The sequence below is a fragment of the Streptomyces flavofungini genome (genome assembly GCF_041028215.1).
Lineage (GTDB): Bacteria > Actinomycetota > Actinomycetes > Streptomycetales > Streptomycetaceae > Streptomyces > Streptomyces flavofungini_B.
Genome location: NZ_JASKYR010000084.1, coordinates 1 through 15,518, shown reverse-complemented (window position 1 = coordinate 15,518; position 15,518 = coordinate 1). Strand labels below are relative to the sequence as shown.

The 15,518-nt window shown below is 70.5% G+C and carries 16 protein-coding genes; 6 read left to right on the top strand and 10 right to left on the bottom strand.

The window, feature by feature from the left end:
- The 3 genes from AB8Z36_RS08755 to AB8Z36_RS08745 all read right to left on the bottom strand — a co-directional run.
- The coding region (locus AB8Z36_RS08755) for an acyl-CoA mutase large subunit family protein (RefSeq protein ID WP_369212635.1) at positions 1-1,594 on the bottom strand (1,594 nt) is incomplete at its 3' end.
- Between the two features lie 82 nt (positions 1,595-1,676).
- Complete coding sequence (locus AB8Z36_RS08750; RefSeq protein WP_369212634.1) at positions 1,677-2,009, bottom strand: DUF3817 domain-containing protein; 333 nt, start codon at positions 2,007-2,009, stop codon at positions 1,677-1,679.
- Between the two features lie 94 nt (positions 2,010-2,103).
- Entirely contained in the window at positions 2,104-2,613 is a 510-nt protein-coding gene (locus AB8Z36_RS08745) for a MarR family winged helix-turn-helix transcriptional regulator (protein WP_369212633.1), read from the bottom strand.
- 230 nt (positions 2,614-2,843) lie between these two features.
- On the opposite strand from AB8Z36_RS08745, the gene AB8Z36_RS08740 reads away from it, so the two are divergent.
- Positions 2,844-3,890, top strand: coding sequence for a glycoside hydrolase family 6 protein (locus tag AB8Z36_RS08740; RefSeq protein WP_369212632.1), 1,047 nt, complete (start codon positions 2,844-2,846; stop codon positions 3,888-3,890).
- A gap of 22 nt (positions 3,891-3,912) precedes the next feature.
- On the opposite strand, the gene AB8Z36_RS08735 is transcribed toward AB8Z36_RS08740, so the two are convergent.
- The 4 genes from AB8Z36_RS08735 to AB8Z36_RS08720 all read right to left on the bottom strand — a co-directional run bounded on the left by AB8Z36_RS08735 (position 3,913) and on the right by AB8Z36_RS08720 (position 8,571).
- Complete coding sequence (locus tag AB8Z36_RS08735) at positions 3,913-5,880, bottom strand: galactose oxidase-like domain-containing protein (RefSeq protein ID WP_369212631.1); 1,968 nt, start codon at positions 5,878-5,880, stop codon at positions 3,913-3,915.
- A 3-nt stretch (positions 5,881-5,883) separates the two neighbouring features.
- On the bottom strand, positions 5,884-7,686 hold the full coding sequence (locus tag AB8Z36_RS08730) for a glycosyltransferase family 2 protein (protein ID WP_369212630.1): 1,803 nt from the start codon (positions 7,684-7,686) through the stop codon (positions 5,884-5,886).
- A gap of 250 nt (positions 7,687-7,936) precedes the next feature.
- Positions 7,937-8,230, bottom strand: a complete 294-nt coding sequence (locus AB8Z36_RS08725; protein ID WP_369212629.1) for an MTH1187 family thiamine-binding protein — start codon at positions 8,228-8,230, stop codon at positions 7,937-7,939.
- Complete coding sequence (locus AB8Z36_RS08720) at positions 8,227-8,571, bottom strand: DUF3817 domain-containing protein (protein WP_369212628.1); 345 nt, start codon at positions 8,569-8,571, stop codon at positions 8,227-8,229. Before AB8Z36_RS08720 ends, AB8Z36_RS08725 begins: the two co-directional genes overlap by 4 nt.
- Positions 8,572-8,736: 165 nt before the next feature.
- Here AB8Z36_RS08720 and AB8Z36_RS08715 point away from each other — a divergent pair, with 165 nt between their 5' ends.
- The 4 genes from AB8Z36_RS08715 to AB8Z36_RS08700 all read left to right on the top strand — a co-directional run bounded on the left by AB8Z36_RS08715 (position 8,737) and on the right by AB8Z36_RS08700 (position 11,425).
- The gene (locus AB8Z36_RS08715) at positions 8,737-9,375 is read left to right on the top strand and encodes an AIM24 family protein (RefSeq protein WP_369212627.1); all 639 of its coding nucleotides are present in this window, start codon (positions 8,737-8,739) and stop codon (positions 9,373-9,375) included.
- A gap of 1 nt (position 9,376) precedes the next feature.
- On the top strand, positions 9,377-10,027 hold the full coding sequence (locus tag AB8Z36_RS08710; RefSeq protein WP_369212626.1) for an AIM24 family protein: 651 nt from the start codon (positions 9,377-9,379) through the stop codon (positions 10,025-10,027).
- Between the two features lie 47 nt (positions 10,028-10,074).
- Positions 10,075-10,830 carry an AIM24 family protein gene (locus tag AB8Z36_RS08705; RefSeq protein WP_369212637.1) on the top strand — a complete coding sequence of 252 codons (756 nt, stop codon included), beginning with the start codon at positions 10,075-10,077 and terminating at the stop codon, positions 10,828-10,830.
- Positions 10,831-10,948: 118 nt separating this feature from the next.
- Positions 10,949-11,425, top strand: coding sequence for a MarR family winged helix-turn-helix transcriptional regulator (locus tag AB8Z36_RS08700; RefSeq protein WP_369212625.1), 477 nt, complete (start codon positions 10,949-10,951; stop codon positions 11,423-11,425).
- A gap of 3 nt (positions 11,426-11,428) precedes the next feature.
- Here the strand turns inward: AB8Z36_RS08700 and AB8Z36_RS08695 are convergent, their stop codons facing one another.
- Positions 11,429-12,895 carry a sensor histidine kinase gene (locus AB8Z36_RS08695; RefSeq protein WP_369212624.1) on the bottom strand — a complete coding sequence of 489 codons (1,467 nt, stop codon included), beginning with the start codon at positions 12,893-12,895 and terminating at the stop codon, positions 11,429-11,431.
- The gene (locus AB8Z36_RS08690; protein WP_369212623.1) at positions 12,892-13,557 is read right to left on the bottom strand and encodes a response regulator transcription factor; all 666 of its coding nucleotides are present in this window, start codon (positions 13,555-13,557) and stop codon (positions 12,892-12,894) included. Before AB8Z36_RS08690 ends, AB8Z36_RS08695 begins: the two co-directional genes overlap by 4 nt.
- Positions 13,558-13,709: 152 nt before the next feature.
- Between AB8Z36_RS08690 and AB8Z36_RS08685 the strand changes: the two genes are divergently transcribed.
- Positions 13,710-14,414 (top strand): PepSY domain-containing protein, encoded by a 705-nt coding sequence (locus tag AB8Z36_RS08685; protein ID WP_369212622.1) that lies wholly within the window; start codon positions 13,710-13,712, stop codon positions 14,412-14,414.
- 110 nt (positions 14,415-14,524) lie between these two features.
- Here the strand turns inward: AB8Z36_RS08685 and meaB are convergent, their stop codons facing one another.
- Positions 14,525-15,481: a methylmalonyl Co-A mutase-associated GTPase MeaB gene (gene meaB / locus AB8Z36_RS08680; protein WP_369212636.1), complete on the bottom strand. Its 957-nt coding sequence runs from the start codon at positions 15,479-15,481 to the stop codon at positions 14,525-14,527.
- Between the last annotated feature and the right edge of the window lie 37 nt (positions 15,482-15,518).

Here is a 15,518-nt window from a genome sequence, read left to right as displayed (position 1 = left end):
TGTTGGAGCCGTCCCGCGCCGCCGCGAGCATCGCGTCGAGCGAGGTGCGGACACGGGCCTCGTCCCGCCCCGCCTTGCGCCCCGCGAGCTCCCTGACCTGCTCCCGCTCCACCTCGTGGCTGACCCGCAGGATCTCCAGGTCACCGGTGACGGAACCGTGGTGGCAGTTGACGCCGACGACGCGCTTGTCGCCCTTCTCCAGGGACTGCTGGTACTGGAATGCGGACTCCGCGATCTCGCCGGTGAACCAGCCGTCCTCGATGCCCCGCAGGATGCCGGACGTGATGGGGCCGATCGGATGCCGCCCGTCGGGGCGGGCCCGCCGCCCCCGCTCCTTGATCTGCTCGAAGATCTTCTCCGCGTCGGCCTCGATGCGGTCGGTGAGCTGCTCGATGTACCAGGAGCCGCCCAGCGGGTCGGCGACGTTCGCGACGCCCGTCTCCTCCATCAGCACCTGCTGCGTACGGAGCGCGATCTCCGCGGCCTGCTCGCTCGGCAGGGCGAGGGTCTCGTCCAGGGCGTTGGTGTGCAGGGAGTTCGTGCCGCCGAGCACCGCCGCGAGCGCCTCCACCGCCGTACGGACGACGTTGTTGTACGGCTGCTGGGCGGTCAGCGACACGCCCGCCGTCTGCGTGTGGAAGCGCAGCCACTGGGCCTTGTCCGTCTTCGCCCCGTACTCCTCGCGGAGCCAGCGCGCCCAGATGCGGCGCGCGGCGCGGAACTTCGCGATCTCCTCGAAGAAGTCGACGTGCGCGTCGAAGAAGAAGGAGAGGCCGGGGGCGAAGACGTCGACGTCGAGGCCGCGCGAGAGGCCCAGCTCCACGTAGCCGAAGCCGTCCGCGAGCGTGTACGCGAGCTCCTGCGCGGCCGTCGCCCCGGCCTCTCGGATGTGGTACCCGGAGACGGAGAGCGGCTTGTACGCGGGGATGTCGCGCGCGCAGTGCTCCATCAGGTCGCCGATGAGGCGCAGATGCGGCTCGGGCTGGAAGAGCCACTCCTTCTGCGCGATGTACTCCTTGAAGATGTCGGTCTGGAGCGTGCCGTTCAGGACGCCGGGGTCGACGCCCTGGCGCTCGGCCGCGACCAGGTACATGCAGAAGACGGGCACGGCGGGCCCGCTGATCGTCATGGACGTCGTGACGTCGCCGAGCGGGATGTCCTTGAAGAGGACCTCCATGTCGGCGGCGGAGTCGATGGCGACACCGCAGTGACCGACCTCGCCGAGCGAGCGGGGGTCGTCGGAGTCGCGGCCCATGAGCGTCGGCATGTCGAAGGCGACCGAGAGGCCGCCGCCGCCGTTGGCCAGGATCATCTTGTAGCGCTCGTTCGTCTGCTCGGCGTTGCCGAAGCCCGCGAACTGGCGGATGGTCCAGGTCCGGCCGCGGTACCCGGTGGGATAGAGACCGCGCGTGAAGGGGTACTCCCCGGGCCAGCCGATCCGCTCGAACCCGTCGTAGGTGTCGCCGGGCCGCGGTCCGTAGACCGGGTCGACCGGGTCGCCGGAGAGCGTGGTGAAGTCCGCGTCACGCTTGCGGGCCTTGTCGTAACGGGCCTGCCAGCGGTGGCGGCCTTCCTCGATCGCGTCAGCGTCCATACCCTCGAATTTACTAGGACGTCCTAGTAAATGTCGATGGGAAACCGCCGTGGGCTTGCCCACGGCGGTCGCTGCCGGGTGCTCAGGCCTTGGCGGTGACCGGGGAGCCGTCGGCGATCAGCGGCTCCACCTCACGGACGACCTTGCGCTCGACGAAGAACGCGGCGGTCGGGATGGTGCCGGAGACCAGTACCCACAGGAGCTTGCCGAACGGCCACTTCGCCTTGGAGCCGAGATCGAAGGCGAAGATCAGGTAGATGATGTAGAGCACACCGTGCACCTGGGACACGACGAGCGTCAGACCCTCGCCCTTGTCGAAGCCGTACTTGAAGATCATGCATACGCACAGCACGAGCAGCATTACGGCGGTGACGTAGGCCATCACCCGGTAGCGGGTCAGCACGCTTCGCTTCATGGCTACGAGCGTAACGGCCCGTCCGGCGCGATCTTCGCCGACCCCGCCCCGACCGGACCGGGCGGAACCGGGACCGCCGGTCCGCCCCGCGGCGCTACTTCTCCTCGAAGTCCTCGGCGGAGATCCGCAAGGGCCGCAGCATCGCGAAGATCTCCGCGCACTCCTCCGCGTCGTACACCCCGAGCCCGAAGTCCATCGCCATCAGCTCGCGCGTGGCCGCCTCGACGACCTCGCGGCCCTTCTCGGTGATGGAGGCGAGCGTGCCGCGTCCGTCGTTGGGGTTCGGGCGCTTGTCGACGAGGCCGGAGCGCACGAGGCGGTCGACGGTGTTGGTGACCGAGGTGGGGTGCACCATGAGCCGCTCGCCGATCTTCGACATCGGCAACTCGCCCGCCTGCGAGAACGTGAGCAGCACCAGCGCCTCGTAGCGCGCGAAGGTCAGTCCGTACGGCTTGACGACGGCGTCGACCTCGGCCAGCAGGATCTGGTGCGCGCGCATGATCGAGGTGATCGCGCCCATGGCCGGCACCGATCCCCAGCGCTGCTTCCAGAGCTCGTCGGCGCGGGCGATGGGATCGAAGGGGAGGCTGAGCGGCTTCGGCACGCCAAAGACCTTACCGGTCGGTCACATGCTGGTCAGCCCCGTCTCGCGATTCGGGCGCGCGTTCCCGTACGGCGGGCGCGCGTTCCCGTACGGCGGGCGGTCGTTCCGGGGAGGCGGGCGGTCGTTCCGGGGAGGTGGGCGGTGTGGCACGAGGGAAGGAATAACCCCATATGCAACGATTGCCGGGCTGACTGACCAGCAGAGCTCTCACCGTCGCCCAAGGGGTCTGGATGCACCGGCTGCTCCGCACGTTCACGGCACTCACGGCTCTCGCCGCCCTCGGGCTGACGGCGGGCTGCTCGTCGGGGTCCGGTTCCGGGTCCGAGACCGGTGCCGCACGGCCCGAGGGCGCCGCGGCGGCCACCGGACCGTCCGCCGAGGGGTCGAAGGCGCCGCCGAACACGTTCTGGGTCGACCCCGACAGCCCCGCGGCCCGCCAGGTCCAGGAGTGGCGCAGGGACGGCCGCGAGCAGGACGCGGAGGCGCTCCGGCGGATCTCCGAGCGGCCCATGGCGGTCTGGCCCGCCGGGGACGACCCCGCGTCCGACATCAGGTCGGCCACCGAGGGCGCGGCGAAGGAGGGCCGCACGGCGGTGCTCGTCGCCTACAACATCCCGCACCGCGACTGCGGCCAGCACTCGGCGGGCGGCGCGGGCAGCGCCGAGGCCTACCGGGGCTGGGTGGACAGCTTCGCCGACGCCATCGGGGACGCGCCCGCGCTGGTCGTCCTCGAACCCGACGCGATCCCGCACATCGTGGACGGGTGCACCCCGCAGGAGTACCACGCCGACCGGTATCAGCTGCTGTCCGAGGCCATCCAGCGGCTCAAGCGGCAGCCGGACGTCAGGGTGTACCTCGACGCGGGGAACCCCGGCTGGATCACCGACCCCTACAAGCTCTCCGATCCGCTGCGGCAGGCGGGCGTGGCCAAGGCCGACGGCTTCTCGCTGAACGTGTCCAACTTCCAGAGCGACGGGACCGTCACGTCCTACGGGCGCAAGCTGTCGGCGGCCGTGGGCGGCAAGCACTTCGTCATGGACACCAGCCGCAACGGCCGGGGCCCGCTGGCGGGCGACCGGCAGGACGCCTGGTGCAACCCGCCGGGCCGCGGCCTCGGCACCCCGCCGACCGACCGCACGGACGACCCGCTGCTCGACGCCTTCCTGTGGATCAAGCGCCCCGGCGACTCCGACGGTCCCTGCCGGGGCGGCCCGGCGGCGGGCCGGTGGTGGCCGGACTACGCGCTGGGCCTCGCCCGCAACGCGAAGGGCGCGTAGGCGCGGCCACGCCCGTCCGGTCTCACCCCTTCGGTCCCACGTGGATCCACTTGGCCTCGGAGGACGTGCCGTCCTTGTCGGTGACGAACAGCATGTACCAGCCGGGCGGCACGAGCGCCGCGTCGCCGCGCGGCACGTCGACCGTCACCTCGCCCTTGCCGGGGGTGAGCCGCAGGGCGATGGAGCGCTGTTCGACGTCGGTCGTGTGCGTGACCGCGCTCGGGCGCATCAGACGGGCCGACGCGATCTCCTCGGGGCGGTCGGTGCGGAACGTGGCGCGGCCGTCCGCCGCGAGCTGTCCGGGGCCCGCGCCGAGCACCGGGCGGTTCTTGCCGCCCTTGTGCAGCGACGGCGGCGTGTAGATCTCCATGCGCTGCTCGAAGTGGCCGAGCTTGGTGTTCTGCTCGTTGTCGTAGAGCGGGTCGGAGCCGAAGGTCACCACGCGGCCGTCGGGCAGGAGCAGCGCCTCGGAGTGGTAGTTGCGGCCCACCCTGGGTGACGCGGCCGAGCGGAAGGCGTTGGTCTTCGGGTCGTAGAACTGCGCCTTCAGGATGTTGCTCGCGCCGCGGCCCCGGTAGTCCGAGGAGCCGTTGGAGGTGAACACCGTGTCGTCCGGCATGAGCACGCTGTTCAGGTACCGGGTGCCCTGGGGGAGTTCGGGGCCGGTCTTGAAGGCCGGGTTCTCCTCCTTGAGGTCGATCACGGCCGTGCGGCCGGTCGCCTTGTCCGACTCGCCCACTCCCCCGCCGCCCATGATCATCACCTTCTGGTCCTGCGCCGGGGGCAGCAGTACGGAGGCCGACGTCTCGGTCTGGTCGGTGTCGGTGAGCCCGGGGACCTTCTCGAAGGTGTTGGTCTCCAGGTCCCAAAGGCCCGGCTCGCGGCCCTTCTCGGCGGGGCCGTAGCCCGCGTTGGACGCCGGGTAGAAGAGCTTCCCGCCCTTGGTGAGGAAGAGGGCGGGATAGGTCGGGAAGTAGCGCTTGGGGCCGTCCGTCCACTTCTTGGTCTTCGGGTCGTAGATCTCGTTGTCCCCGGGGTCGATCACACCGACGTCGTCGAGCCCGGAGACGGCGAGCACCTTGCCGTCCTCAAGTCCGACCAGGGTCGGATACCAGCGGGCTTTCTTCATCGGGTCGACCGGGATGTACTTCTCGGCGCGCGGGTCGAACTCGTACGCCGCCTTGATCCCCTGGAAGTCCTGCTTCTCCATGTCGATCTTCTCGGCGATGCCGTACGTGTTGTCGGCCTCGTCGCCGGTCAGGCCCTCGATCTCGTACTGGGCGGACTTGTCGTTGACCGACTGCTCGCCGGGTTCGAGCGCCTCCACGAAGACCCGGGTCTCGCTCGCCTTGATCTTCGTCTTCCAGGGCTGCATCACGCCGGACTTGGAGTACTTGATCTCGAAGTCCCGCTTGGCCTTCGGCACGTGGACGTCGAACCTGCTGACGTACTCGACGCCGGAGGGCGAGCGGAATTTCGTGCCCTTCTTGAGGACGACGGCCTTGTCGGGGTTCTCGTTCTTGACCCGCATGCCGCCGCCTGCCCGCTCCACCTCGCCGTCGAGCAGTTCGTAGCGCGCGGTGCCGCCCGCCACCAGGAGGCGGCCGTCGGGGAGCTGGGCGTGCCCGGAGCAGAAGAAGTCCTCGGGGGTGGGGATCTTCTTGAAGGTGTCGTTCTTCGGGTCCCACAGGACGGTGTCGAAGGAGCCCGCGTCGAACTTCTTCTGCTCGTTGCCGGAGCCCGCCACGATCAGCACCTTGCCGGTGTGCAGCAGCGCGGCGTGGATGGCGTTGGTGCGGAACTCCTCGGGGATGCCGACCTGCTTCCAGGAGCCGTACTTGGCCTTGTAGCCGGGCTGCGCGATCTTGTACTCGTAGTACTGCTCCTCGGCGAAGGAGAGCGCGGCGGGCGCGTTCAGCCCTACGAGCAGGGCGCCCGCGCCGACTCCGATGAGCGTCTTCCTGGTGCGTCTGGAGGGGCGGTAGGCCATGGATCAGTTCCTCCCTGTGGTCGTGCCGGTGGCGAACGCCGGCTCCGGCTCTCCGTCCGTCTTGGCGGCCGTCGCTGCGGCGGCGTCCCGCAGCTCCGCCGCGGCCCGCCGGTCCGCCCTGCCCTCCATGACCCGGGTGCAGAGCCAGATGGTGACCGGCGCCAGGGAGATGGCGAGGGCGAGGAACGCCCAGGTGCGCATGGCGGCGTGGGTGTGGCCGAGCACGAAGGAGGCGGCGAGGGAGCTGCTGAGCACCGCCGCCCAGAAGAGATGGATGCGGAAGGTGAGCAGCCGGTCGGGGCTGGCGTCGCCGCCCTTGGGGGTGACGACGAAGCGGCTGGGGCGGCGCACGACGGCCGCGCCGAGGGACTTGGCGTAGACGGGCGCGGAGAGCGCCGACATCGCCATGCCCGCGAGGCCTCCGGAGCCCTCTGGTTCGTGCGGGGAGACGTTGTGCCTGCGGTTCCAGAGGTAGAGGCAGATCTGGAGGGCGGCGGCGTCGCTGTAGAGCATGAGCCAGACGGAGGCGGCCACCTGTGTGCCGGACGCGCCGAACCAGAGGAACAGCACGCAGCTGAGGACGCCGAGCAGCCAGTTGACGGCCGTCATCGGGTAGTAGACGAGCATCAGGGTGTACGAGAGGAGCCGTCCCGGCGGCATCGAGAACAGGGCCCGCCAGTACTGCTTGAAGAGGGTCTCGTAGGTGCCGCGCGACCAGCGCGTCTGCTGGGTGAAGAAGTCCGTCCAGGAGGCAGGGCCCTCGCCGACGGCGAGGACGTCGGGGGTGTAGACCGAGCGCCAGTGCCTGTGGGTGGCCGGGTTGCGGCGGCGGTGCAGCTCGAAGCCGGTCGCCATGTCCTCGGTGATCGAGTCGTACAGGCCGCCCACCTGGGTGAGCGCCGTGATGCGGACGACGTTGTTGGTGCCGACGAACATGGGCGCCCGGTAGCGGTTGCCCGCGCGCTGGATGAGCGCGTGGAAGAGGAACTGCTGGGACTCTGCGGCCTTGGTGACGGGCGTCTCGTAGTTCCCGTAGACCTGCGGTCCGACGACGAACGCCACGTCGGGGTCGCGGAAGTAGCCCATCATCCGCTCCAGGAAGTTGGGGAGCGGCACGTGGTCGGTGTCGACGGAGGCGAAGAAGTCGTACTCCGCGTGGTGCATCGCGAGCCAGGCGTTGTAGTTGCCGTGCTTGGTGCGGGTCTTGTGGGCGCCCTTGTCGCGGTTCCACTCCGGTACGCCGAGGCGGGTGAAGTGCTTGACGCCGAGTTCCTCGCAGAGGGCCTTGGCCTTGGGGTCGTCGCCCTCGTCCAGGAGCCAGACGTCCAGGGGACCCGTGTGGTGTATGCGCACCGCGCCCTCCAGGGTGGCCCGGACCATGGAGAGGGGCTCCTTGCCGGGGACGTACGTGGTGAGGAACGCGACGCGGGTGCCCTTCTCGGGGAACACCGGTATGGGGTCCCGCGCGACCATCGTGGCGTGGGCGATCGAGACCACGTTGACCAGCATGAACAGCTCGATCAGGCCGATCGCCACGAGCATCGTGACGTCGAGGCCGATGAGCCAGGCGTCCGCGCCCTCGCGTTCGGTCCAGTGGGTGGGCCAGACGAGGTAGACGAGCAGGATGCCGGTGAGGACCGGGGCCAGCGTCATCAGGAGCACGGCACGTATCCGGTGCGGCTCTCCCGCGAGCAGCTTGCGGTACTGGACCTGGTAGCCGTCCCGGCCGTCCCCGCGGCCCGGCTCGGTGAGCGCTCCCGCGAGCGTGCTGTGGGTCTCGTAGTCGTAGCCCTCCGGCTGCCGCACAGCGCCCTCCAGGTTTGCGTCGTCGAACGTCGGTTCCGACCGTCGATTCAGAACGGGCCGATACCCACACAAAAGTGGAGTTTCTTCGGCGTGTCGAACCAGGTGCGTCCGTGTGAGGGGTTTTATGTTTAGGGCATTTGCCGGGTTGCGGGGGGCTTGGGGTTCTGCTGGCCGTCGTGCGCCGGTCCGCCCGGGGCATGCGAAAGCCCCCGCCTCGGGGGCGGGGGCTTCGGTATGGCGCGTCTAGGTGTTATGCGGAGAGGTGGCGCTCCACGGTCGCGACCTTGGAGGAGAGGCCGTCCGTCACTCCGGGGCGGATGTCCGCCTTCATGACGACGGAGACCCGGGGCGCCCGTGCCTCGACCGCGGCCACGGCGCGCTTGACGACGTCCATGACCTCGTCCCACTCGCCCTCGACGGAGGTGAACATGGCGTCGGTGCGGTTGGGCAGCCCGGACTCGCGCACCACGCGCACCGCGTCGGCCACGTACTCCCCGACGTCCTCGCCGACGCCGAGCGGCGTCACGGAGAAGGCGACGATCATGCGTTCACGATCCCTTCGCGGCGGGCGCGCGAGGCGATCACTGCGGACTCGGCCTCACGCTTCAGCTTGCGCTCGGCGAAGAGGCCGCCGAAGGGCGGGATCGCGAGCAGGAAGTACACCGCGGCCGTCTTCCAGGGCCACTTCGTGCGGTTCCAGGCGTCGAGCAGGAAGACGACGTAGGTGAGGAAGAGGATCGCGTGGATCCAGCCCATCACCGGGACCGCGTTGAAATCGGTGGTGCGCTTGAGCACCGAGCAGATCAGCAGGATCGGGAAAGAGATGGCTTCCGGGATCGAGACGAGTCGGAGTCGGTGCAGGGCAGCGGCAGTCTTGATGTCCACGGGTCACCTTCGGTGAGGGGCGGCGGAGGAGGGCGGGCGCTGGGCGACGCTGATCTTGTGAAAGGACGCACAAGCGACCCCCATTGTGACATCGGGGTCTTCTCCGGGTTCGCTCAGGGCCCTTCACCCTGTTCCGCGTGCGTGCGCGGCGGCTACCGTCGATCCGTGGCTACGTTCCGGCTCCAAGGGAGCAGAGTGCTCGCCGTCGACATGACGGGCGACGCCGTGAAGGCGAAGAACGGCTCGATGGTCGCCTATGACGGCCAGATGGCCTTCAAGAAGATGACCGGCGGCGGCGAGGGCATCCGCGGCATGGTGACGCGCCGGGTCACCGGCGAGCAGATGACGGTGATGGAGGTGAAGGGCCACGGCACCTGCTGGTTCGCCGACCGGGCCACCGAGATCAACCTCGTGCGGCTCGACGGCGACAAGCTGTTCGTCGAGGCGGGCAATCTCCTCTGCACCGACGCGGGCCTGCGCACGGGCACCAGCTTCACGGGGCTGCGCGGCGCCTCGCAGGGCAACGGCCTGTTCACCACGACCGTCGAGGGCACGGGCCAGGCGGCGATCGTCTCCGACGGGCCCGCGGTGGTGCTGCGCGTCTCGCGGCAGTATCCGCTGACGGTGGACCCGGGGGCCTATATCGCCCACCAGGGGGACGTGCGCCAGAGCTTCCAGTCCGGTGTGACCTTCCGCACCTTCCTCGGCGAGGGCGGCGGCGAGGCCTTCCAGATCCGCTTCGAGGGCGACGGCCTGGTCTATGTGCAGCCCAGTGAGCGGGCCACGATCGCGGGGGACGTCTGACATGCCCTTCCGGGAGATCAATTCAAAGATGATCGAGGCCGCGGTGGAGCCGGGCATCAGGATCTTCAGCCAGCGCGGCGCCATGCTGGCGTACCAGGGCGACGTCTCCTTCACCCCCAACCTCCAGGGCGGCCAGGGCGGCCTGATGTCCATGATCGGGCGCAGGGCCGCGGGCGAGGCGACCCCGCTGATGACGGTGGAGGGCAGCGGCACGGTCCTCTTCGGGCACGGCGGCCACCACATCCAGGTGATCGGCCTCTCCGGCGACACGCTCTATGTGGAGGCCGACCGGCTGCTCGCCTTCGACGGCACGCTCCAGCAGGGCACGATGTTCATGGGCTCCCAGGGCGGCGTGATGGGCATGGTGCGCGGCCAGGTGAGCGGCCAGGGCCTGTTCACCACCACCCTGAGGGGGCACGGCTCGGTGGCCGTCATGGCGCACGGCGGCGTCATCGAGGTGCCGATCACCCCCCAGCGCCCGGTCCACGTCGACCCCCAGGCGTATGTGGCGCACCACGGAGACGTCCGCAACAAGCTGTCCACGGCGCTCGGCTGGCGCGACATGGTGGGGCGCGGCTCCGGCGAGGCGTTCCAGCTGGAGCTGTCGGGGACCGGCGCGGTGTATGTCCAGGCCTCGGAGGAGAAGCTGTGAACCCCAACGTCTTGACCCCCGCGGGCGCACCGGCCGTCTTCGACCCGATGACCCTGCCGAGCGACGACAATGTCAACGCGTACACCTTCTGCGTGGAGCTCAAGGGAAACCAGTGGTTCCTGCAGAAGGGGAAGATGATCGCCTATTACGGCCGGATGGAGTTCAACGGCATCGGGCACGGCCGTCTCGACCGTCTGGTCCGGACGAGTTTTCATTCGCCGCTGCACGCGAGTGAGTGGGTGGTGGCGGACGGCCAGGGCAAGATGCTCCTCGCCGACCGGGCCTTCGACGTCAATTCGTACGACCTGAATGAGGGCAACCTGACCATTCGCTCGGGCAACCTCCTCGCTTTTCAGCCAACTCTCGCGCTGAAGCAGTCCATCGTGCCGGGCTTCCTGACACTCATCGGAACCGGAAAGTTCGTCGCCGCGTCGAATGGTCCGGTGGTGTTCATGGAGCCGCCGATCCGGGTCGATCCCCAGGCCCTGGTGGGCTGGGCGGACTGCCCCTCGCCCTGCCATCACTACGACCACGGATACCTCACGGGGGTGATCGGAGGCGTGCGGGCACTGACCGGCATCGGGGGCACCTCCGGGGAGGAGCACCAATTCGAGTTCGTCGGCGCGGGCACCGTCCTGCTCCAGTCCACCGAGGCGCTCATGCCCGAGCAGGCGTCCGGGGAGGTGCCGCAGCAGGCGGGAGTGCCGGGCATGCGGGGCACTCCGGGTCAACCGGGCGGGCAGACGGGCGCACCGCGTCTTCCCGGACAACTGGGGGACCTCCAGCGTCGCTTCGGGCTGTGAGCGGTAGTCTGCGGAGTGTGACGGCGAACGCCTGTGCGCTTCCGCGTGACCAGGGGTGCGAGGCGCGTCACAATCCCCCGTTCGTTCACCTTTCAACTTCTTAGGTAGAATCGATTCCATGGAGACCGAGACGGCCCCGCAGTGGCTGACCGACGAGGAACAGTGCGCCTGGCGCACCCACGTGGAGGTCAACAGGATGCTGACGTATCAGCTCGAAAAAGACCTCCAGCCGTTCAACCTGACCATGAACGACTACGACATTCTCGTGCACCTCTCCGAATCGGATGAGCTGCGGATGCGTATGAGCGACCTCGCCGCCGCCACTCTCCAGTCCAAGAGCCGGCTCTCCCACCAGATCACCCGTATGGAGAACGCGGGTCTGGTGCGCCGCGAGAACTGCGAGTCCGACCGGCGCGGCCTCTACACCGTCCTCACCGAGGACGGCATGGAGACCATGCGGAGAGTCGCCCCGCACCACGTCGCCTCCGTGCGCCGGCACTTCGTCGACCTCGTCTCGCCCGAGGCGCTCAGCGAGCTGCACAAGGCCCTGACCCCGATCGCGGAACACCTGCGCGCCCAGCGCGGCAAGCCCTGAGCCCTACCGGCGGGGCAGCCGGAGTTCGAAGAGCGCACCCCCCGACGGCGCCTCCCCGACCACGAGCGTGCCGCCGTGCCGTGCCGCCACGTCCCGCGCGATCGCGAGACCGAGACCGGCGCCGCCCTCGTCGCGGGTCCTGGCGTCGTCGAGGCGCACGAACCGTTCGAAGATCCGCTCCCGTTCACCCGGCGGAACACCCGTACCGTCGTCGGACACCTCAAGGACCGCCCACGCGCCGTCCGGCCTGGTGGCGACCGTGACCCGGGAGCGGGCGTGCCGCTGCGCGTTGTTCAGCAGGTTGCCCAGCACCCGCGCCAGCTGACCACGGGACCCCGCGACCTCCGCGCTCCTCAGCTCCGTACGCACCTCGACGCGGTCCCGCGTGCGCTGGGAGAGCTCCTCACCGGCCAGCGCCGCCAGATCCACGCGCGCCCCGCCGGGCTTCTCCCCCGCGTCGAGGCGGGCGAGCAGCAGCAGGTCGGCGGCGAGCTCCTGGAGGCGGACGGTGTCCTCGACCGCTCCGTCGACATCGAGCAGCTCCGGATGCGCGGCGCCCACCTCCAGCTGGGTGCGGAGCGAGGCGATGGGGCTGCGCAGCTCGTGCGAGGCGTCCGCCACGAAGCGCCGCTGCCGCTCCACGGAGGTCTGCAGGGCGGTGAGCGTCTCGTTCGTCGTACGGGCCAGGCGGGCGATCTCGTCATGGGTGTCCGGCTCGGGCACCCGGCGCGCCAGATCCTCCGACGCGGTGATCGCCGCCATCTCCGCGGTGATCGCCGCGACCGGGCGCAGCGCGCGGCGCGTCACCAGCCAGGTGACGCCCGCGACGACCGCGAGCAGCAGCGGGAACCCGATCAGCATCGACGTCAGCGCCGTCGACACCGCGCTCTTCTCGTCGGCGAGCGAGCCGCCCGCCCAGACCGTGAGGTCGCCGCGGTCCTCCGTGCTCACCTCGACGGCGGCGAAGCGGTAGTCGGCGCTGTCGCCGTCGACGGTGGCCGAGCCCGAGCCGTACTCGGCGTCGTCGTCGATCTCGCCGGGCTCGGGCGTCTCGCCCTTGTCGTCCCCGTCGGCGCCGTTCTCGCTGGCCCCGCCCTTCTCGCCGTGCTCACCGTGTCCGCCGCCACCGGAGTGCGCGGCGGCGCCACGGACGGGCGTGACCGCGGTGGTTCCGGTGCCGCTGATCCGCTCCAGGTCGTCGCTGACGGCGACCAGCCTGCCCCGGTCGTCGACGACCTGTACGGGGTTCTCGTCCTCCTCCGGCAGGTCGAGCTCCGCGTACGCCCGGCCCGCGACCAGCTGCGAGGCGACCTCACGGGCCGCGGCGTCGGCGCGCCCCTCCGCCTGCGCGGTCAGATTGGCGCGCAGCGCGAGCAGTACCGCGGCGCCCGCCGCGACCAGGGCGAGGGCCACGACCAGGCTCGCGCCGAGCGTGGCCCGGGCCCGTACGGAACCGAGCAGGCGCCTCATCGCGGGGCCTCAAGGCGGTAACCGGCGCCGCGCACCGTCCTGATCAGGGCGGCGCCCAGTTTGCGGCGCAGCGTGCTCACGTACACCTCGACGATGTTGGGGTCGCCCTCGTAGGCGAAGTCCCAGACGTGCTCCAGGATGTCGCCCTTGGAGACGACCTCCCCGGCGCGCAGCACGAGCTGTTCGAGGACCGCGAACTCCTTGGCGGTGAGGGTGATCTCCTCCTCGCCGCGCAGCACCCGGCGCGCGGCCGTGTCGACCCTGAGGTCGCCCAGTGTGTGGACGGGCGAGGGGCCCGCGGTGCCGCGGCGGCGCAGCAGCGCCTTCACGCGGGCCACCAGCACCACGTACGAGAACGGCTTGGTGAGGTAGTCGTCGGCGCCCGTGTCCAGGCCCTCGGCCTCGTCGTACTCGCCGTCCTTGGCGGTGAGCATCAGGATCGGCACGTCGTTGCCCGCCGCGCGCAGCCGGGAGCAGACCCGGTAGCCGTTCATGCCGGGGAGCATGATGTCCAGGACGACCAGGTCGTACGTGCCCTCGCTCGCGCGGTGCAGGCCCTCGGTGCCGTCGTGGACGACGTCGACGGCGAAGCCCTCGGCGGTCAGACCCTTGGCGAGCGACAGGGCGAGCCGCTTCTCGTCCTCCACGATCAACAGGCGCATGCGTTCAGGGTGGCAGAGCGAACCTGAAGAGTCCTTCAGGTGGCTTCAGGTCCGGTBCAGGATCGGTCCGCCAGATTGGTCCTCGTCGAAAGCGAACGGCGGCGGCCCCCTCGGCCGCCGCCCGCACCGCCCCTCACTCGGGAGGACCACTCATGAAGCGCAACATCGTCATCGCCACCGTCGCCGCCGCGGCCCTGATCGGAGGCGGCACCGCCGCCTTCGCGACCGGCGGTGACGACGACAGCGCCGCGAACAGGTCGAGCGTCCAGCTCAAGGACCACGACCGCAAGGACGACGCCAGGGACGACGACGGCAAGGACGACGACCGCGACGACCGCAAGGACGACCGCGACGACGCCGCCGAGAACACCGCCGAGGCCAAGGCCGCCAAGGTGACGGCCGCCGACGCGATCAAGGCGGCCCTCGCCCGCACCTCCGGCACCGCGGTCTCCGCCGAGCTCGACGACGAGGACGGCGGCCTGGTCTGGGACGTCGACGTCCTGAAGGGCAGCACCTGGCACACCGTGGAGGTCGACCCCGGCACGGGCAAGGTCCTCGGCTCCTGGACCGACAAGGACGACGACGGGGACGACGCCGCCGACGCCGCCCGGGTGAACTCCGCGCTCAAGGGTGCCTCCACCAGCGCCGCCGACGCCGCGCGGGCCGCCGCCGACAAGGGCACGGTGACCTCCGTGGACCTGGACGACGACGGCAAGGCCGGTGCCTGGGACGTGGAGACGACCGGCCCCAGGGGCGCCGAGGCCGACTGGCACGTGGGCCTGACCAACGGCAAGGTCACCGCCGACCGTTCGGACAGCCACGACGACCACGACGACAACGACGGCTCGGACGACTGAGGCGGCACGGGCCGCGGCATACGGCCCGTACGACCGGCACAGGGGCGGCGTCACCGACGCCGCCCCTGTCCCCTGTGCTTGTCCCCTGTGGAAGTCCGCCGCGCCGGGCGTCAGCTCGCGGTGACGCCCTCGACCAGCTCGTCCGCCGCCGCGTACGGATCGAGCTCACCGGCCACGATCCGCTCGGCGAGCGCGGAGAGCCTGCGGTCGCCGTGCAGCGAGCCGATCCGCTCCCGCAGCGCGGTCACCGCGATGGTCTCCACCTCGCGGGCGGCCCTCGCGGTCCGCCGCTCGGCGAGCACGCCCCGCTCCTCCATCCACGCCCGGTGCTTCTCCAGCGCCTCGACGACCTCGTCGATGCCCTCGCCGCGGGCCGCCACCGTCTTCACGATGGGCGGCCGCCAGTCGCCCGCGCCCCGGGACTCGCCGAGGCCGAGCATGTGGTTCAGCTCGCGGGCCGTGGCGTCCGCGCCGTCCCGGTCCGCCTTGTTGACGACGTACACGTCGCCGATCTCCAGGATTCCGGCCTTGGCCGCCTGGATGCCGTCGCCCATGCCGGGCGCGAGGAGGACCACGGAGGTGTCCGCCTGCGAGGCGATGTCCACCTCGGACTGGCCGACGCCGACGGTCTCGACGAGGACCACGTCGCAGCCCGCCGCGTCCAGGACGCGGATCGCCTGCGGGGCGGCCCAGGCGAGACCGCCGAGGTGGCCGCGCGTGGCCATGGAGCGGATGTAGACACCGGGGTCGGACGCGTGGTCGGACATCCGCACCCGGTCGCCGAGGAGCGCGCCGCCGGAGAACGGCGACGACGGGTCGACGGCGAGCACGCCGACCCGCTTGCCCGCCCGCCGGTAGGCGCTGACCAGGGCTGACGTCGACGTGGACTTGCCGACGCCGGGCGATCCGGTGAGCCCCACCACATACGCGTTGCCCGCCAGCGGGGCGAGCGCCGCCATCACCTCCCTGAGCTGCGGCGACGCCCCCTCGACCAGGGAGATCAGCCGCGCCACGGCCCGCGGCCTGCCCTCGCGGGCCTGCGCCACCAGGGAGGGGACGTCCTGCATGTGACCCCCCCCGCGGCTGATCTCCCTGGTCGAGGGG